Here is an 18,182-nt window from a genome sequence, read left to right as displayed (position 1 = left end):
GCACTCGGTCGTCCGACTGGCCCGGCGATGGTCACCGGAGTCACCTTTCCGCAGGTCACGCGGGTCGGGTCAAGATCACACATTCGGGTGCGATTACGCCGCGGAGCGCGGATACGGCGCGGCGCGGGGGAAAACGGACCCCAAGATGAAGTCCGTCCGGCTCCCCTCCCCAGCCCCGGACGAAATGGACCCACGACCACCATGCCTGTCCTGTGCCGTCCCGCCGTCGCCGTGCCCGAACACGTGATCACGCAGGAGGAGACCCTCGACCTGGCCCGCACGCTCCACACGGACCACGCGTCGCTGCCGCTCGTCCTCCGGCTGATCCGCAACACAGGCGTGGCCCGACGGCATCTGGTCCAGCCCATCGAACGGACGCTCGCGCACCCGGGCTTCGAGGCCCGTAACGCGCGCTACGAGACCGAGGCCAAGGCGCGGGTCCCCGCCGTCGTCGCCGAGGCCCTCGGCCACGCCGGGCTCGGACCGCGCGACATCGACCTCATCGTCTACGTGTCCTGCACGGGCTTCATGATGCCCTCGCTCACCGCGTGGATGATCAACAACCTGGGCTTCCGCAGCGACACTCGCCAGATGCCCATCGCCCAGCTCGGCTGTGCCGCCGGCGGAGCGGCGATCAACCGCGCCCACGACTTCTGCTCCGCCTACCCCGGCGCCAACGTCCTCGTCGTGGCCTGCGAGTTCTGCTCGCTCTGCTACCAGCCCACCGATCTCACCACCGGCAATCTGCTCTCGAACGGGCTCTTCGGCGACGCCGTTGCCGCCGCCGTCGTACGGGGCTCCGGCGGCACCGGAGTCACCGGGGTCACCGGCATCCGGCTCGAACGCAACGGCTCCTACCTCGTCCCGGGCAGCGAGGACTGGATCGCCTACAAGGTCCGCGAGACCGGCTTCCACTTCATGCTCGACAAGCGGGTCCCCGGCACCATGGAGCAACTCGCCCCCGCCCTCGTCGAACTCGCCGCCCGGCACGGCCGCGACGCCGGCCGCCAGGACTTCTACCTCGTCCACGCCGGCGGCCCGCGCATCCTCGACGACCTCGGCAAGCACCTGGGCGTGCCCGCCGACATGTTCCGCTTCAGCCGGGCGACGCTGACCGAGTACGGCAACATCGCCAGCGCCGTCGTCCTCGACGCGCTGCGCCGCCTCTTCGAGGAGGGCGGACCCGCCCCCGGCGCCACCGGCATCCTGGCCGGCTTCGGCCCCGGCATCACCGCCGAGATCTCCCTCGGCAGCTGGACCGGCCCGCGGCCCAGGGACGCGGCCTGCGCGGACGACGGGGCGGTGGCCCGTCACGGGGCGGGTGCCCACCGGGCCCCGGCGTCCGTGGCCGCCGGCGGCCACCGCGTCCCGGCGCCGTACGCGGCCGTCGCGCACCAGGCCTCGGCGCCGACTGCCGCCGGGGCTCCAGGCGCCCCGGCGGTGCCGGCCGTCGCCGCCCCGAGCACCCCGGTGCTGCCCGTCCCCACGACCACGGCGGTGGCCCGATGACGACGACCACGACCCCCCGCACCAGCGACGAGCCGCACGTCCACTTCTGGGCCGTCCCCGACCTCACCGGGCTCGACTTCGACCCGCTCCTCGCCAAGCTCCTCCACGAGGACCCCGTCACCCGGGTACGCCTCCCGCACGGCGAGGGCCACGCCTGGCTCGTCACCCGCTACGAGGACGTCAAGTTCGTCTCCGTGGACCCTCGGTTCAGCCGCCAGGCCGTCTACGGACGCTCCATCACCCGGCTCGCGCCTCACTTCATCCCCATGGAAGGCGCCGTCGGCTTCGCCGACCCGCCGGACCACACCCGGATGCGCCGGGTCGTCGCGCGCGCCTTCGGCGCCCGGGCCCTGCGCACCCTGCGCGACCACGCCCAGGACGTCATGGACCGGCTGCTCGACCGGCTGGAGCGGCACGGGCCGCCCGCCGACCTGATGGCCCTGGTCAACCGGCCCTTCCCGCTCGCCATGGTCAGCGAACTGATGGGCGTCCCCGAGGGCGACCAGCCCCTCATGGCCCTCTGGTCCGACACCATCATCTCGGCCGGCGCGGGCCGCGAAGCCAGCGAGAAGGCCAAGGCCGAGATGGCCCGCTACTTCACCGAACTCATCGGCCGCAGCCACGGCACCGGCAAGGAGTTCCTCGCCGCCGTCCTCGCCGACGCGATCGACGAGGACACCCTGGACGAGCACGAGGCCGTCGGCCTCGCCGTGCTCATCCAGATCGGCGGCGCCCACGCCGTACGCAACAACAGCGCCAACATGGTCTACGCGCTGCTCACCCACCCCGACCACCTGGCCCGGCTGCGCGCCGAACCCGGCCTCCTCCCGCGGGCCGTCGACGAGCTCCTGCGCTACATCCCGCACCGCAACGCCGTGGGCCTCTCCCGGATCGCCCTGGAGGACGTCGAGGTCCGCGGGACGATCATCCCGGCCGGCGACCCCGTCTACGTCTCGTACCTCACGGCCAACCGCGACCCCGAGGTCTTCGCGGACCCGGAGGAACTCGACTTCGACCGCGGCTACAACCCGCACGTCGCCTTCGGCCACGGCCCGCACTACTGCCCCGGCTCCGCACTCGCCCGCATCGAGTCCGAGATCCTGATCGACACCCTGTGGACCCGCTTCCCCGACCTCAGACTCGCCGTCCCCGAGGACGAGATCCGCTGGCAGCGCGGCGCCCTCATCCGCGGCCCCGAGACCCTGCCCGTCACCTGGTGAGAGGACCGAACCGACGATGACCCCCACCGGCCTCATCGTGCCCCCGGGGCACGGCAGGACCCTCGCCACCCCGGCCCAGCACGTCACCTTCAAGGTCACCGGCGAGCACACCGTCACCGCGTCCACCTTCGAAGTCGCCGTCCCACCCGGCTTCGACGTCGGCGCCCACACCCACGGGCGTGCCGAGGAGCTGTTCTACCTCCTCGACGGCGAGCTGGAGGTGCTCGCCTTCGAACCCGAGGTGCGCACCGCCGACAGCTGGCGCGGCTGGCGCTCCGCCGACGGCCGGCGGGCCGTCCGGGCCACCCCCGGCACGCTCATGCTCGTACCGCCCGGCTGCCCGCACGCCTTCGCCAACGTGGGCGGCCGCCCGGCCAGGATGCTCTTCCAGGTCGCGCCGCCCACGTACCACGAGACGTACTTCGAGGAGCTCATGGGGATCCTCGGCGCGGCCGAGGGCGGCGAGGTCGACCACGCCGCCGTCGAACGGCTCCGGATCCGCTACGACATCGAGCAGATCACCCCCCTCCGGCACGACGCCGGAGCCCTGCCGGAGGCCGCGCCCACGCCATGACCACCAGCCCGCACCACGGCCCGCACCACGCCTCGCACGCGTCGCACCACGGCCCGGTCGTCCACGACTGGGCCGTGGCGTCGCTGCCCGGCACCGACTTCGACCCGGTGCCGCACCGCCTCCTCCACGAAGAGCCCGTCGCCCGCGTACGCCTCCCGTACGGCGAGGGCCACGCCTGGCTCGTCACCCGCTACGAGGACGTCAGGCTGATCGGCGCCGACCCCCGGATGAGCCGCGCGCTCACCGTCGGCCGGCCCCTGCCCAGCACCACCCCGCACACCCTCGCCCCGGCCGGCGGCGTCGGCCGCGCCGACCCGCCCGACCACACCAGGCTGCGCCGGCTCATCGCCCCCACCTTCGGCCGCCGTCGCATCGCCGCCCTGCGCGCCCACACCGAGCGGCGCGCCGAGACCCTCGCCCTGGACCTCCTGGAGACCGGCCCGCCCACCGACATCGCCGAGAGCTACGTCGGCCCGCTGTCCGCCGCGGTCGTCGCCGAACTCCTCGGCGTCCCCGCCGCCGACCTCGACCGGGTCCAGGACTGGCGCGCCGGGATCCTCTCCCACGACACCACCGCCGACGCCGGGGAGGCCGTCAAGCGGGAGATCGCCGGCTACTTCGCCGACCTCGCCCGGCACCGCGCCGCGCACCCCGCCGACGACCTGATCAGCGAACTCGCCGCGGCCCGCGCCGCCGGCGAGCTCAGCACCCCCGAGCTGGTCTCCATGGCGGTCATGCTCACCCTCAACGGCCTCGACGCCGTCCGCAACATCGTCTCCACCATGGTGTACGTGCTCCTCACCCACCCCGAGCAGACCGCCGAACTGCGCGCCGAACTGCGCGCCGAGATGAGCACCGAGCTGGGCTCCGAGCCGTGCACCGAGCCCGGCCGCCTGTCCGGCGCCGTCGACGAACTCCTGCGCTACATCCCGCAGCGCAACGGCGTCGGCATGCCACGCATCGCCACCGCCGACATCGAGGTCGGCGGCGTCACCGTCCGGGCCGGCGAGGCCGTCCACGTCTTCTACCCCGCCGCCAACCGCGACCCCGCCGTCTTCACCGACCCCGACCGGCTCGACCTCACCCGCGCCGAGGCCCCGCACCTCGCGTTCGGCCACGGCGCCCACTACTGCGCCGGCGCCCAACTCGCCCGCATGGAGGCCGAGGTCATGCTCGGCACCCTGCTCAGGCGGTTCCCCGGCCTCGCGCTCGCCGCCCCGCCCGAGCACATCGCCTGGCGCACCGGCACCGTCAACCGGGGCCCGGAGACCCTCCCCGTCACCTGGTAAACCACTGGCACCGCGGCCCCGCCGATGCTGGGGTGGGGCCATGGACCTCGCCGCCCTCCGCACCCTCCACGACCAGCAGCTCCGCCTCGGCGCCCGCCCCGACGGGCCCGGCGCCCGGGTGGAGCGGGACGGACCGGTCGTCCGCCAGACCGGACCCGCGCACGGCTGGAACGGCGTCTTCTGGTCCGGGCTGACCCCCGACGACGCCGACGCGGCCATCGCCGCGCAGATCCGCCACTTCCGCGCCGCCGGCCGCACGTTCGAATGGAAGCTGTACGGCCACGACGGCCCGGCCGACCTCGCCGACCGCCTCCTCGCCGCCGGGTTCGTGCCCGACGAGCGGGAGACCGTGATGGTCGCCGAGGCCGCCGCCGTATCCGCTCCCGTCGACCTCCCCGACGGCCTCGAACTGCGCCCCGTCACCGACGAGGAAGGGGTACGGATGGTGGTCCAGGTGCACGACCGGGCCTTCGGCGGCGACTCCTCGCGGCTGGGCCGCCGCCTCCTCGACCAGCTCGCCGAAGCGCCCGGCACCGTCACCGCGGTCGTCGCCCTCGCCGACGGCGAACCCGTCAGTGCCGCCCGCCTCGAACTCCCGCCGGGCACGGACTTCGCCGGACTGTACGGGGGCGGCACCGTCGAGGCCTGGCGCGGCCGCGGCCTCTACCGCGCCCTGGTCGCCCACCGCGCCCGGATCGCCGCCGCCCGCGGCTACCGCCACCTCCAGGTCGACGCCGCCGACACCAGCCGCCCGATCCTCGCCCGGCTCGGCTTCGCCGAGCTGACCACCACGACGCCGTACGTGTACGCGATCGAGTGAGGCGTACGGGACTCAGCGCGCCCAGTGCGCGGGACGCTCGAAGCCCTCCGGGAGGCGGGTGGCGGCGTCGCCGCGCGCCGCGTTGAGCTGGGGCTGGGTGAGGAACAGGGCCCCGGTCAGGTCCGCCCCCGACAGGTCGGCGTCCCGCAGGTCCGCGCCGATCAGATCGGTCAGCGACAGATCGGCCCCGGTCAGATCGGCCGCGATCAGCAGCGCCCCGCGCAGGTCCGCGCCCCGTAGCCGCGCCCCGCGCAGCCGCTTCCCGACGAGGTCGGCGCCCCGCCGGTCCTTGGGCTTCCCGCCGGCCGCCGCGCGCACCAGGGCGCTGCTCCGCAGAAGCAGCGGGTTCACCTCGGCGCGTACGGGGGCGACGTCCAGCTTCTCCAGGGTGGCGGCGTCCGCCGCGGTCAGCTCGGTCACCCGGGCGAGCGCCCGGTCGAGCTCGGCGTGCAGCGGGCGGGTGGCGGCCAGGCCGCGCGCCTCGGTGAGGTAGCGAAGCAGCTCGTACAGCTGGCGCACCACCGGGAACACCTCGTACATCTGCCGCGCGGTCCGCGGAGCCTCGCGCCAGGACACCCCGCCGTAGACGACCTGGGAGACATGCTGGCCGGCCCCGAAGCAGTCGTAGACCGTGCAGCCGGGGAAACCGGAGTCCCGCAGCCGGGTGTGGATGCCGCAGCGGAAGTCGTCCTGGAGGTTGCGGCAGGGCTCGCCCGAGGCCTTGTTCACGGCGAAGTCGTGGGACTTCGCGAAGGGCAGGGCGACACAGCACAGGCCGAAGCAGTTCACGCAGTCCCCGCGCAGCTCGTCGGGGTGCGGCACGGCCGGGCGGGTCTGGGACACGGGAAGACGGCTTCCTTCGCAGGTGGGGCGGGCCTCCCACCGTATCGCGCCCCAGGGCCTGTCCGGCGGACCAGGGGCCCGGCCCCGGTCCGCCGGACAGGCCCCCGCGAAACACGGTTGCCGCGCCCGGCGCCCGCCGCCCATGATCATGACCATGCCTCAGTTCACGACGTACGACGGAACCGTCCTCGCCTACCGCGCCCTGGGCACCGGGGAACCGCTCGTCGTGCTGCCCGGCGGACCCATGCGCGACGCGCGCTACCTCGGCGACCTCGGCGGTCTGGCCGCCCACCGCACCCTGATCGTGCCCGACCAGCGCGGGGTCGGCGCGAGCGCGACCCCCGCCGACCCGGCGAGCCACCGCTGCGACCGGCAGGTCGGCGACGTCGAGGCGCTGCGCGCCCATCTCGGCCTGGAGCGGATGGACCTGCTCGGGCACTCCGCGGGCGGCGCCCTCGCCACCCTGTACGCCGCCGCGCACCCCGGCCGGATCCGCTCGCTCGTCCTGGTCACCGGCGGCACACGGGCGGTCGGCATCGAGATCTCCGACGAGGAGTGGGACTCCGCCGCCGAGGTCTTCGCGGACCAGGACTGGTACCCGGAGGCGCGGGCCGCCCTGGAGGGCGTCGGACCCGACACCCCGCTGCCCGAGGTGTCGGAGATCGCCATGCCCTTCGCGTACGGGCGCTGGGACGAGGCCGCCCGGGCGCACGCGGCCGGCAGCGCCACCGAGATGAACTGGGCCGCCGCCGAGGCCTTCCACGCGCCCGGCGCCTTCGATCCCGAGGCCACCCGGGCCGCGCTGCGCGAGCTGACCGCCCCCGTCCTCGTCCTCGCGGGCGAGTACGACGCGGGCCCCGGCCCGGCCCGGGCCGCCGAGCTCGCCGCCTGCTTCCCGCGCGCCGAGCTCGTGGTCCAGCCCGGCGCCGGCCACTACCCGTGGATCGACGACGCCGGCGCCTTCGTCCGCCCGGTCGCCGCGTTCCTCGACCCGGAGGTGCGCACCGTCACCGTCGACGGCGTCCGGCTCGCCTACCGCGTCAGCGGCCCCGAGGGCGCGCCGCCGGTGGTCCTGGTGCACGGCCGCGGCGAGAACAGCACCCACTGGGCCGAGATCGCGGCCGGACTCGCCACCGACCGGCGGGTGTACGCGCTCGACCTGCGCGGCCACGGGCTCAGCGACTGGCCCGGGCACTACGGCTTCGATGTCTTCCGCGACGAGCTGAGCGGCTTCCTGAAGGCCCTCGGCCTGACCCGTCCCGCCGTCGTGGGGCACTCGATGGGCGGCGCGGCCGTGTACCTCCTGGCCCAGCGCGAGACGGAGCTGATGGACCGGCTCGTCCTGGAGGACACGCCGGTCTTCTTCCCGCTCGATCCGCCGCGCGGCTTCGTGGAACGCCCGGACGGGCCGCTCGGTTTCGACTGGGCGGTGGTCGCCGCGACCGACGCGCAGCTGAACGAGCCCGACCCGGCCTGGCGCACGGAACTCCCCGAGATCTCCCGCCCCACCCTGATCGTCGCCGGCGGCAAGGGCAGCCATCTGCCGCAGGAGCAGCTGACCTGGATGGCGGAGGAGATCCAGGACGCCCGGCTCGTCACCATCAAGGCCGGGCATCTGATCCACGAGAAGCGGCCGCGGCAGTTCCTGGAGGCGTTGCGGGAGTTCGGCGTCTGAGGGTACGAGCCGGGCTCAGGTCCGGCCGGCCGCGTCCGCCCGCGCCGCCACCGACCGGGCCCAGCGGTAGTCCGCCTTGCCGCTGGGGGAGCGCTGGATGGTGTCGGCGAGCACGAGCTGGCGCGGCACCTTGTATCCGGCGAGCCGGGTGCGGCAGTGGTCCTGGAGCGCGGCCAGTTCCAACGGGGCCGCCCCGTCGCGGAGTTGGACGACGGCCGCGACATGGCTGCCCCACTTCGCGTCGGGCACGCCGGCGACCAGCGCGTCGTACACGTCCGGGTGGGACTTCAGCGCCTGCTCGACCTCCTCCGGATAGACCTTCTCGCCACCGGTGTTGATGCACTGCGAGCCGCGGCCGAGGACGGTGACGATGCCCTCCGCGTCGACGGTCGCCATGTCGCCGAGCAGCACCCAGCGTTCGTCGCCCTTGCGGAAGAAGGTCTCGGCGGTCTTCGCCGGGTCGTTGTAGTAACCGAGCGGCACATGGCCGCGCTGCGCGAGCCGGCCGACCTCGCCGACGGGTACCGGCTCGTGGGTGGCCGGGTCGACCACCTGGGTGCGCTCGTTGACGTGCAGCCGGAAACCCTTGTCGGGGCCGGAGTCGTCGGTGGCCCGCCCGTTCGAACCCGACTCGGACGAACCGAAGTTGTTGAGCAGGAGCACGTTCGGCGCGAGCGCCCGGAACTGGTCGCGCACGGTGTCCGACATGATCGCGCCGGAGGACGAGAGGCTGAAGAGGGAGGAGAGATCCGTGCCCTTGAGCGGCCCGTGCAGCGCGTCGATCAGCGGGCGCAGCATCGCGTCCCCGACCAGGGACACGCTGGACACCCTCTCCTTCTCGATGGTGCGCAGCACCTCCTCGGGCACGTACTTGCGGTGGAGCACCACCCGCTGCCCGTAGTGGAAGGCGATGAACGAGGTGAGGGTGGAGGTGCCGTGCATCAGCGGGGGAGTGGGGAAGAAGGTGATCCCCGCGCCGCCCGCCGCGACCCGCTCGGCCAGCTCCTCGGGCCGCTTCACCGGCTCGCCGCTCGGGTCCCCGCCGAACAGGCCCGCGAAGAACAGGTCCTCCTGGCGCCACATCACGCCCTTGGGCATGCCGGTGGTGCCGCCGGTGTAGATGATGAAGAGGTCGTCTGCCGAGCGCGGCGCGAAGCCGCGCTCCGGTGAACCGGCCGCTTCGGCCGCCGTGAATGCGAAGCAGTCGAGCACAGGCGAGTCCTCGGGCGGGGTCCCCACCCGCACGAGGTGCCGCAGCTTCTCCGTCTGCGGCAGCGCGCCCGCGACCCGCGCGCCGAACTCGGCGTCGAAGACGAGCGCGGCCAGATCGGCGTCGCGGTAGAGGTAGACCAACTCCTCTTCCACATAACGGTAGTTGACATTGACCGGCACCAACCGGGCCTTGAGGCAGGCGAGCACGGTCTGCAGATACTCGACGCCGTTGTACAGGTGGAGGCCGAGGTGCTCGCCGGGCCGCAGCCCCGCGTCGATCAGGTGGTGGGCGAGCCGGTTGGCGGCGGCGTCCAGCTCGGCATAGGTCAGCCGGCGCTCGGCGCCGGTGCCGGGGTGGTCGACGTACACCAGTGCCTCGCGGTCCGGGACCACGTCGACGACCGATTCGAACAGGTCGGCAAGGTTGTACTCCACCGTTCCTCCTGATCCCTGGCCCGCCGGGTACTAGGCCGGTCATTAGAGCGCCGATGGGCAGAGGTGGGAAGAGGGCGCACAGAAGAATCTGACTATGTGTCAGAAAACTATTGAAGTGGCCTGGAGACTCCTGCAACCTGTTCCAGAAATGGCGACGACGCCGGCGACGGGAGACATCCATGAGCGGCGGAACCGAACATCTCACCGTGCGGCGCGAGGGCGCCACACTCGTCCTCACCCTCAACCGGCCCGAGACGAAGAACGCGCTCTCGCTGCCGATGCTGGTCGGCCTGTACGACGGCTGGCTCGCCGCCGACGCGGACGACACCGTCCGGTCCGTCGTCCTCACCGGCGCCGGCGGCTCGTTCTGCGCCGGTATGGACCTCAAGGCCCTCGCCGGGGCCGGAATGGCGGGCGGCGACCGCTACCGGGACCGGATGAAGGCCGACCCCGACCTGCACTGGAAGGCCATGCTGCGCCACCACCGCCCGCGCAAACCGGTCATCGCCGCCGTCGAGGGCCACTGCGTGGCCGGCGGCACGGAGATCCTCCAGGGCACCGACATCCGGGTCGCAGGCGCCTCCGCCACCTTCGGCCTCTTCGAGGTCCGCCGCGGCCTCTTCCCGATCGGCGGCTCCACCGTCCGGCTGCCCCGCCAGATCCCCCGCACCCACGCCCTCGAAATGCTCCTCACCGGGCGCGCGTACACGGCCGACGAGGCGGCCCGGATCGGGCTGATCGGGCACGTCGTGCCGGACGGGACGGCGCTGGAGGCGGCGCTGGAGATCGCGGAGCGGGTGAACGGGTGCGGGCCGTTGGCGGTGGAGGCGGTGAAGGCGTCGGTGTACGAGACCGCGGAGATGACGGAGGCGGAGGGGCTGGCGGCGGAGCTGAAGCGGGGGTGGCCGATCTTCGCGACGGCGGACGCGAAGGAGGGGGCGACGGCTTTCGCGGAGAAGCGTGCGCCGGTGTATCGCCGGGAGTGATTCTTCCCCACCCCGCCGCAGGCACCCCACCCGCACCCCCTCAAAAAGGAACCCCAGGAGACCCAGATGCTCCGCGCCCCCCTCACCGTCGAGTTCCCCTTCACCCGCTCCCTCGGCCCCGTCAAGTCCGCCTTCCTCACCGGACTGCGCGAGCGCACCCTCCTCGGGGTGCGCACCGAGAGGGGCCGGATCCTCGTCCCGCCCGTCGAGTACGACCCCGAGACCGCCGCCGAACTGCGCGAACTCGTCGCACTCGGCGACACCGGCACCGTCACCACCTGGGCCTGGAACCCCGAGCCGCGCACCGGCCAGCCGCTGGCCACGCCCTTCGCCTGGGTGCTAGTCCGGCCCGACGGTGCGGACACCGCGCTGCTCCACGCGTTGGACGCCCCCGGCCCCGAGGCCGTACGCACCGGTATGCGGGTGCGGATCCGCTGGGCCGCGGAACGAACCGGCGCCATCACCGACATCGCCTGCTTCGAGCCGTACGACGGCAGCCCCGAGGACTCCCGGCCCCGCCCCCACGACGGCGTGTTCGAAGAGCCCGTCACCGGCATCGTCACCCCCGCCCGGCTCGACTACGACTACACCCCCGGCCGCGCCCAGACCGCCTGGCTGGAGTCCCTCGCCGAGCGGCGCACCGTCGGCGAGCGCTGCCCCTCCTGCGCCAAGGTGTACGTGCCGCCCCGCGGCGCCTGCCCCACCTGTGGCGTCGCGACCACCGAACGCGTCGAGGTCGGGCCCCGCGGCACCGTCACCACCTTCTGCATCGTCAACATCAAGGCGCGCAACCTCGACATCGAAGTGCCGTACGTCTACGCCCACATCGCCCTCGACGGCGCCGGCCTCGCCCTGCACGGGCGGATCGGGGGCATCCCCTACGACCAGGTCCGGATGGGCCTCAGGGTCGAACCCGTGTGGACCGAGGGCGGCCGGCACCCCGACCACTACCGGCCCAGCGGCGAGCCGGACGCCGCCTACGACACGTACAAGGAGCTGCTGTGAGCGCTGCCCGCCCGGGCCGGGAGGTGGCGATCGTCGCCTTCGCCCAGACCGACCACACCCGCCGCACCGACGAACTCTCCGAGGTCGAGATGGTGATGCCGGTCCTCCACGACGTACTGCGCCAAACCGGTCTGAAGACCTCCGACATCGGCTTCACCTGCTCCGGCTCCTCCGACTACCTCGCCGGCCGCGCGTTCTCCTTCACCATGACCCTCGACGGCGTCGGTGCCTGGCCGCCGATCTCCGAGTCCCACGTCGAGGCCGACGGCGCCTGGGCGCTGTACGAGGCCTGGGTCGAGCTGCTCACCGGCGACGCCGACACGGCGCTCGTCTACGCGTACGGCAAGTCCTCGCCCGGCTCCGTGCGCGACGTGCTCTCGCGCCAGCTCGACCCCTACTACGTCGCCCCGCTGTGGCCCGACTCCGTCGCCCTCGCCGCGCTCCAGGCGCAGGCCCTGATCGACGCCGGTGTCACCGACGAGGCGGAGCTCGCCGCCGTGGCCGCCCGCAGCCGCCGGGACGCCGCCTCCAACCCGCACGCCCAGCTCCCCGGCGCCCGCCCGCAGGGCGCCTACCAGGTCGCGCCGCTGCGCACCGGTGACTGCCCGCCGGTCGGCGACGGCGCCGCCGCCGTGATCCTGGCCGCCGGTGACCGGGCCCGCGAGCTGTGTGCCCGGCCCGCCTGGATCACCGGCATGGACCATCGCATCGAGGCCCACGCGCTCGGCGTCCGCGACCTCACCGACTCGCCCTCCACCCGCCTCGCCGCCGAACGGGCCGGCGCCTACGACCCGGCCGCCGAACGGCCCATCGACACCGCCGAACTCCACGCACCTTTCAGCTCCCAGGAGGTCGTGCTGCGCCAAGCCCTCGGCCTCGGCGACGAGGTGCGCGTCAACCCCTCCGGCGGCGCGCTCGCCGCCAACCCGCTGATGGCCGCCGGGCTGATCCGCATCGGCGAGGCCGCCGCCCGTATCCACCGCGGCGCCTCCGACCGGGCCCTCGCCCACGCCACCTCCGGGCCCTGCCTGCAGCAGAACCTCGTCGCCGTACTCGAAGGGGACTCGCATGAGTAAGGGGACTCGCATGAGCAGGGAACCGGTGGCCGTCGTCGGGATCGGGCAGACCAAGCACGTCGCCGCCCGCCACGACGTCTCCCTCGCCGGGCTCGTCCGCGAGGCCGCGCGGCGCGCGCTCGACGACGCCGAGCTGACCTGGGCGGACATCGACGCCGTCGTCCTCGGCAAGGCCCCCGACTTCTTCGAGGGCGTGATGATGCCGGAGCTGTACCTCGCCGACGCGCTCGGCGCGGTCGGCAAGCCCATGCTCCGGGTCCACACCGCCGGTTCGGTCGGCGGCTCCACCGCCCTGGTCGCCGCCAACCTGGTGGCCGCCCGGGTCCACCGCACCGTCCTCGCCCTCGCGTTCGAGAAGCAGTCCGAGTCCAACGCCATGTGGGGCCTCTCGCTGCCCGTGCCCTTCCAGCAGCCGCTGCTCGCCGGTGCGGGCGGCTTCTTCGCCCCGCACGTGCGCGCGTACATGCGGCGCACCGGCGCCCCCGACACGATCGGCTCACTCGTCGCGTACAAGGACCGTCGCAACGCCCTGAAGAACCCCTACGCGCACCTCCACGAGCACGACATCACCCTGGAGAAGGTGCAGGCGTCGCCGATGCTGTGGGACCCGGTGCGCTACTCCGAGACCTGTCCGTCCTCCGACGGCGCGTGCGCGATGGTGCTCACCGACCGGGCGGGCGCGGCCCGTTCGCCCCGCCCGCCGGCCTGGATGCTCGGCGGCGCGATGCGCAGCGAGCCGACCCTCTTCGCCGGCAAGGACTTCGTCTCCCCTCGGGCCGGCCGGGACTGTGCCGCCAACGTCTACCGGCAGGCCGGGATCACCGACCCGCGCCGCCAGATCGACGCGGTCGAGATGTACGTGCCGTTCTCCTGGTACGAGCCGATGTGGCTGGAGAACCTCGGCTTCGCCGAGGAGGGCGAGGGCTGGAAGCTCACCGAGGCCGGTGTCACCGAACTCGGCGGCGACCTGCCGGTGAACCCCTCCGGCGGTGTGCTGTCCAGCAACCCCATCGGCGCCTCCGGCATGCTCCGCTTCGCCGAGGCGGCCCTCCAGGTGCGCGGGCGGGCCGGCGAGCACCAGGTCGAGGGGGCGCACACGGCGCTCGGACACGCCTACGGAGGGGGCGCACAGTTCTTCTCCATGTGGCTGGTCGGCGACCGGCCGCCCACCTCCTGAGGGGTGTCGGCGGCCTGGGCCGCTCGCTACGCTGAGGCCCGGACCAGGCCGTGTCGGCCTGACCGCGGAGCGTGACGCGGGGAACGCGAGAGGAGCACCGACGTGGCGGACAGCACCATCACCGGCCCCACCAGGCAGCACGGAGGCGACCGGCACGGGCTCGCCCAGCACGGGCGCACGGGACAGGACCTGCCGGAGCTCGATCTGGCGGGGGCCGACTGGCGCTCCGGCAGTCACGGGGTCGGGGACGTCCAGATCGCGTTCGTGGAGGGCTTCATCGCCATGCGCAACGGGCGCCGCCCCGGCGGTCCGTCGATCGTGTTCACCCCCGCCGAGTGGCGCGCGTTCGTGGTGAACGCGCGTGACGGCGAGTTCGATCTGACGTGATGTGACGTGACATGAGAGCAGGGCCCGCCCCCGCGCGGATACCGTGCGCGACGTGCTCGTCAGGCGGGTCGCACGACGGGTCGCAAGACGGGTCGTAAGCCGGGCGAACCCGGCCGCCGGTGAAGATCGTCGGCCAGGTGCGGGCCGGAAGTGAACATCCCCCACAATCCCGCTCCCTGAGGGCGCATCCCGGCGTACGCTGGGCCTTTGGTGGGGCCGTCGCCCCCGGACGCACCCCCCTGTGCGCCGGGCGTGCGCCCCCGGCGTGGGGGTGGACGATGGCAGCACACACGGGCGGACGGGCCGGCCGCGGTTTCGGCCTGTTCGAGCGCGAGGCCGAACTCGCGGCGGCGGAGGAGGCGTTGAACCTCCTCGTCGGGCACGTCACCGACGCGGGACCGCCCGGCGCCCCCGCGGGACCCGCCGCATCCCCCGGCGTGCCCGAGGCCCGTGGCGAGGCCAACGCTGATGCCGTCGGCCGGGCCCGTCCCGGCGAGCGCCCCGACCGCGTCCCGCAGCCCCGGGACGCCCTCGCCGGACCGGCGCTCCGCCTGGTGAAGGGCGCCGACCACGCCGCCAGGCCCACCGACCGTCCGCGCACCACCCCCGAACCCGGGTCCGCAGGCCGCACCGTCCGCCAGGGCGGTGTCCTCGCCTTCGCCGCGCCCGCCGGGCTCGGCAAGACCACCCTGCTCGCCGAGATCCGCCGCCGTGCCGCCGCCAAGGGCTGCACGGTGCTGTCCGCCCGCGGCGGCGACCAGGAACAGCGGGTCGCCTTCCACGTCGCCCGCCAGCTCCTCCAGCCCCAGCTCGCCGCCGCCTCCCGCACCGAACTGAGGGAGCGCCTCGGCAGCTGGTACGACATCGTCGGCCCCGCCCTCGGCCTGTGCACCGCCGCCGAGGGCTCCCCGCCCGACCCGCAGGGTCTGCGCGACGGACTCGACTGGGTGCTCACCCACCTCGCCGTCCGCCGTGCCCCGCTCGTCGTCGTCCTCGACGACGCCCACTGGGCCGACCCCGAGTCCCTCGGCTGGCTCTCCGCCTTCTCGCCGCGCGCCGAGGAACTCCCCATGCTCCTCGTCGTCGCCTACCGGCCCGACGAACTCCCGGACACCGGCGAGGAGTTCACCGGCCGCCGGTCCGGTCAGCGCCCGCTCGGCCTGGAACCCCTCACCTCCGGCGCCATCGCCCGCCTGGTCCGCGACCGGGTCGGCGCCCACGCCGAGGACGAGTTCTGCCAGGAGTGCTGGGAGGTCACCTCCGGCAACCCCTTCGAGGCCGTCGAGCTCGCCGCCCGCATCCGCGACCGCGGTCTGGAACCCACCGCCGACCGCGCCCACGCCCTGCGCGACCTCGCCGCCGCCGTCAAGGGCAGCGGACTCATCGCCCAGATCGAACGCCTCGGCACCGCCACCGTCCGCCTCGCCTGGGCCTGCGCGGTCCTCGGCACCGAGATCTCCCCGCAGCTCGCGGGTGCCGTCGCCGCACTCGGCGGCGAGGACGTCGCCCGCAGCGCCACCCTGCTGCGCGGCGCCCGTGTCCTCGCCGAACCCGTCGACCCGGAGTGCGACACCCTCGAGTTCGTCCACCCGCTCATCGCCTCCGCCGTCTACGACGCCATCCCGGCCGCCACCCGCGTCGCCCTCCACGGCCAGGCCGCCTGGTGCGTCGTCGACGCCGGGCTCGGCTCCACCGCCGCCGCACGCCACCTGGTCGAGACCCACCCGGAGAGCGACCCCTGGGTGGTGCAGCATCTGCGCGCCGCCGCCCAGGAGACCCTGCGGGCCGGCGCCCCCGACACCGCCCGCCGCTATCTCGCCCGCGCCCTGCGCGAACCCCCGGACTACGACGAGCGGGCCGCCGTGCTCTTCGAGCTCGGCTGCGCCTCGCTGCTCACCGAACCCGCCACCACCGTCAACCATCTGCGCGCCGCCCTGGAGGAGCCGGTCGCCGACCCCGCCCTGCGGCACGGCATCGTCTACCGTCTCGCCCAGGTCCTCGCCCACAGCGACCGGCTCGTCGAGGCCACCGAACTCCTCGAACGCGAGACCCGGCAGACCACCGACGCCCGCAGCCGGCTGCGCATGCAGGCCGAGAAGTTCATGTGGGACACCCTGCGCGCCGACGAACCCGATTCGCCCGCCCGCTCCCGGCGCCTCGCCGCCCTCGCCGAGCGGCTCACCGGCCGCGATCTCACCGAGCGCTACATCATCGGCCTGCGCGCCTGGGACGCCACCCTGCGCGCCGAACCCGCCACCGTCGCCCTCCGCCACGCCGAGCGCGCCCTCGAAGGCGGCCTGAGCTGGGCCGACGAGAGCCGCAACTTCGAGGTCCCCGTCCTCGTGGCCCTGCTGCACCTGTACGCCGACCGGCCCGGCCGCGCCGAGGAGCTGTTCGCCGCCGGCACCTCCGAGTTCGAGAAACAGGGCTGGCGCGGCGCCCACCTCGCCTTCGCGTACACCCTCATCGGCTACATCCGCTTCCGGCGCGGCCGGCTCATGGAGGCGGAGGACTTCGCCCGCGCCGGACTCCGCCTCGCCGAGCGTGTCGGCCCGCGCACGCCGGCCCTCTGGTACGCGACCGGCGTCATGATCGAGGTCCTCCTCGCCCGCGGCCGTACGGAAGAGGCCGAGCGCGTCGCCCGCGAGCACGACTTCGGCGACCCCTTCCCCACCGCCGTCACCATCCCCGACTGCGAGACCGTCCACGCCGAACTGCTGCTCGCCACCGGCCGCACCGAGGAGGCCCTCGGCGAGCTGTCCGCGGTCGGCATGCGCCTCGACCCGCGCGGCAAGCGCAACCCCTCCTGCTGCCCCTGGCAGCTCCACCTGGCCCTCGCCCAGGCCGCGGTCTCCCCGGCCCGGGCCCTCGCCACCGCGCAGGAGGCCGTCACCCGGGCCCGCCAGTACGGCGCACCGTCCGCGATCGGCCAGGCGCTGCGGGTGGCCGCCGAGGTCTCCGAAGGCGTCGAGCGGATCAAGCTCCTGGAGGAGTCCGTCGACTGGCTCGACCAGTCCCCGGCCGCCTACGAGCTGGCCCGCTCGCTCGTCGCACTCGGCGCCGCGCTCCGCCGGACCGAACGCCACGCCGAAGCCGCCGAGCACCTCTACCGGGGCCTGGAGACCGCCCAGGACTGCGGTGCCGACGGGCTCGTCGAGGAGGCCCGGGCCGAGCTGGCGGCCGCCGGGCTGCGCCCCCGCGCCCTGCACACGGCCGACGGCGACACGCTCACCGCCCGTGAGCGGGCGGCCGCGGAGCTCGCCGCGCGCGGCCAGGACCCGGCCGCCGCCCTCGGCGTCGACCGGACCACCGCCACCCGGCTGCTGTCCGCCGTCTACCGCAAACTGGGCACCGACCGGGCGGGTCTCGACGGCGCCCTGCGCGCCCTGCCCGCCAACGGCCGGTGACCGTGGCCCCGGCGCGCCGCGACGCGCGCCGGGGCACGTACCATGGCGGTATGTCCTTCCTCCGCCGCCGCAGCGCCGCCACACCCGCGGGCCCGGACTTCGACGTCCTGGCCATGGACCCCGGGGACTGGCCCGGCAACCTCGGCGCCGGTCTGCTCCCGGCCCCCGACGGCAGCTGCCAGGGCGTGTTCCTCCGCTACGACCTGTTCGGCGGCCGCGGCCCCGCCATGATCATCGGCAATCTGCCGGAGGGCTCCCCGGCCCGCGAGCTCGCCGACGGGCAGGTCCCCTTCGAGGTCGCCCAGCTGCTCGCGGCCCTGGAGAACGACGAGCCGGTCGAGGTGCTCGACCGCGAGGACATGCCGGTGATGCAGGGCGACAACCTGCTGATCGTGCGCCGCCTCAAGCTCTCCGAGAGCCGTATCTCCTGTGTGCAGTTCGACCGCAGCGACAACATCCTGGTCACCATCGCCAGTTGGGACCGGCCCATCACCGACGACCTGTACGCGCTGCTCAAGCCGCTGCCCGCCGAACTGTTCCAGCAGGGCTGACCGGGAAGGCGGGGGC

The 18,182-nt window shown here is 74.1% G+C and carries 14 protein-coding genes and 1 pseudogene; 13 read left to right on the top strand and 2 right to left on the bottom strand.

The window, feature by feature from the left end; all coding sequences use genetic code 11:
• Positions 1-201: 201 nt before the first annotated feature.
• From AB0C73_RS16685 to AB0C73_RS16665, 5 genes and pseudogenes are all read left to right on the top strand, one after another.
• A pseudogene (locus AB0C73_RS16685) lies at positions 202-1,257 on the top strand (type III polyketide synthase); the annotation flags it as partial.
• A gap of 248 nt (positions 1,258-1,505) precedes the next feature.
• The gene (locus AB0C73_RS16680; protein ID WP_362530065.1) at positions 1,506-2,729 is read left to right on the top strand and encodes a cytochrome P450; all 1,224 of its coding nucleotides are present in this window, start codon (positions 1,506-1,508) and stop codon (positions 2,727-2,729) included.
• Positions 2,730-2,745: 16 nt separating this feature from the next.
• The gene (locus AB0C73_RS16675; protein WP_362530062.1) at positions 2,746-3,303 is read left to right on the top strand and encodes a cupin domain-containing protein; all 558 of its coding nucleotides are present in this window, start codon (positions 2,746-2,748) and stop codon (positions 3,301-3,303) included.
• A complete protein-coding gene (locus tag AB0C73_RS16670; RefSeq protein ID WP_362530060.1) occupies positions 3,300-4,592 on the top strand; it encodes a cytochrome P450 in 1,293 nt (430 codons plus the stop codon). The genes AB0C73_RS16675 and AB0C73_RS16670 overlap by 4 nt, the downstream gene beginning before the upstream one ends.
• A gap of 40 nt (positions 4,593-4,632) precedes the next feature.
• Complete coding sequence (locus AB0C73_RS16665) at positions 4,633-5,412, top strand: GNAT family N-acetyltransferase (RefSeq protein WP_362530057.1); 780 nt, start codon at positions 4,633-4,635, stop codon at positions 5,410-5,412.
• 12 nt (positions 5,413-5,424) lie between these two features.
• Here AB0C73_RS16665 and AB0C73_RS16660 read toward each other — a convergent pair whose 3' ends face one another.
• Positions 5,425-6,255 (bottom strand): pentapeptide repeat-containing protein, encoded by an 831-nt coding sequence (locus AB0C73_RS16660; RefSeq protein ID WP_362530055.1) that lies wholly within the window; start codon positions 6,253-6,255, stop codon positions 5,425-5,427.
• A gap of 154 nt (positions 6,256-6,409) precedes the next feature.
• Here AB0C73_RS16660 and AB0C73_RS16655 point away from each other — a divergent pair, with 154 nt between their 5' ends.
• Positions 6,410-7,930 (top strand): alpha/beta hydrolase, encoded by a 1,521-nt coding sequence (locus AB0C73_RS16655; RefSeq protein WP_362530052.1) that lies wholly within the window; start codon positions 6,410-6,412, stop codon positions 7,928-7,930.
• 15 nt (positions 7,931-7,945) lie between these two features.
• Here AB0C73_RS16655 and AB0C73_RS16650 read toward each other — a convergent pair whose 3' ends face one another.
• On the bottom strand, positions 7,946-9,577 hold the full coding sequence (locus tag AB0C73_RS16650) for an acyl-CoA synthetase (protein WP_362530050.1): 1,632 nt from the start codon (positions 9,575-9,577) through the stop codon (positions 7,946-7,948).
• A 179-nt stretch (positions 9,578-9,756) separates the two neighbouring features.
• Between AB0C73_RS16650 and AB0C73_RS16645 the strand changes: the two genes are divergently transcribed.
• The 7 genes from AB0C73_RS16645 (at position 9,757) to AB0C73_RS16615 (ending at position 18,166) form a co-directional block, all read left to right on the top strand.
• Entirely contained in the window at positions 9,757-10,563 is an 807-nt protein-coding gene (locus AB0C73_RS16645) for a crotonase/enoyl-CoA hydratase family protein (RefSeq protein ID WP_362530048.1), read from the top strand.
• 66 nt (positions 10,564-10,629) lie between these two features.
• On the top strand, positions 10,630-11,568 hold the full coding sequence (locus AB0C73_RS16640) for an OB-fold domain-containing protein (RefSeq protein ID WP_362530046.1): 939 nt from the start codon (positions 10,630-10,632) through the stop codon (positions 11,566-11,568).
• Positions 11,565-12,644 carry a thiolase domain-containing protein gene (locus tag AB0C73_RS16635; RefSeq protein WP_362530044.1) on the top strand — a complete coding sequence of 360 codons (1,080 nt, stop codon included), beginning with the start codon at positions 11,565-11,567 and terminating at the stop codon, positions 12,642-12,644. Before AB0C73_RS16640 ends, AB0C73_RS16635 begins: the two co-directional genes overlap by 4 nt.
• Before the next feature lie 10 nt (positions 12,645-12,654).
• Positions 12,655-13,821: a thiolase domain-containing protein gene (locus tag AB0C73_RS16630; RefSeq protein ID WP_362530042.1), complete on the top strand. Its 1,167-nt coding sequence runs from the start codon at positions 12,655-12,657 to the stop codon at positions 13,819-13,821.
• Between the two features lie 189 nt (positions 13,822-14,010).
• Positions 14,011-14,208, top strand: coding sequence for a DUF397 domain-containing protein (locus tag AB0C73_RS16625; protein WP_362530476.1), 198 nt, complete (start codon positions 14,011-14,013; stop codon positions 14,206-14,208).
• A 278-nt stretch (positions 14,209-14,486) separates the two neighbouring features.
• A complete protein-coding gene (locus AB0C73_RS16620; protein WP_362530039.1) occupies positions 14,487-17,615 on the top strand; it encodes an AAA family ATPase in 3,129 nt (1,042 codons plus the stop codon).
• Positions 17,616-17,665: 50 nt separating this feature from the next.
• Positions 17,666-18,166 carry a hypothetical protein gene (locus AB0C73_RS16615; protein WP_362530037.1) on the top strand — a complete coding sequence of 167 codons (501 nt, stop codon included), beginning with the start codon at positions 17,666-17,668 and terminating at the stop codon, positions 18,164-18,166.
• The last annotated feature ends 16 nt before the right edge of the window (positions 18,167-18,182 follow it).

The organism is Streptomyces sp. NPDC048623, assembly GCF_040650755.1.
Taxonomy (GTDB): Bacteria; Actinomycetota; Actinomycetes; order Streptomycetales; family Streptomycetaceae; genus Streptomyces.
Note: the sequence above shows the minus strand (reverse complement) of the source record. Positions and strands in the feature narration are given on the sequence as shown.

Coding starts and splice junctions, on each gene's coding strand:
- AB0C73_RS16680 (WP_362530065.1), top strand. CDS start 1,506: ATGACGACGACCACGACCCCCCGCACCAGCGACGAGCCGCACGTCCAC.
- AB0C73_RS16675 (WP_362530062.1), top strand. CDS start 2,746: ATGACCCCCACCGGCCTCATCGTGCCCCCGGGGCACGGCAGGACCCTC.
- AB0C73_RS16670 (WP_362530060.1), top strand. CDS start 3,300: ATGACCACCAGCCCGCACCACGGCCCGCACCACGCCTCGCACGCGTCG.
- AB0C73_RS16665 (WP_362530057.1), top strand. CDS start 4,633: ATGGACCTCGCCGCCCTCCGCACCCTCCACGACCAGCAGCTCCGCCTC.
- AB0C73_RS16655 (WP_362530052.1), top strand. CDS start 6,410: ATGCCTCAGTTCACGACGTACGACGGAACCGTCCTCGCCTACCGCGCC.
- AB0C73_RS16645 (WP_362530048.1), top strand. CDS start 9,757: ATGAGCGGCGGAACCGAACATCTCACCGTGCGGCGCGAGGGCGCCACA.
- AB0C73_RS16640 (WP_362530046.1), top strand. CDS start 10,630: ATGCTCCGCGCCCCCCTCACCGTCGAGTTCCCCTTCACCCGCTCCCTC.
- AB0C73_RS16630 (WP_362530042.1), top strand. CDS start 12,655: ATGAGCAGGGAACCGGTGGCCGTCGTCGGGATCGGGCAGACCAAGCAC.
- AB0C73_RS16620 (WP_362530039.1), top strand. CDS start 14,487: ATGGCAGCACACACGGGCGGACGGGCCGGCCGCGGTTTCGGCCTGTTC.
- AB0C73_RS16615 (WP_362530037.1), top strand. CDS start 17,666: ATGTCCTTCCTCCGCCGCCGCAGCGCCGCCACACCCGCGGGCCCGGAC.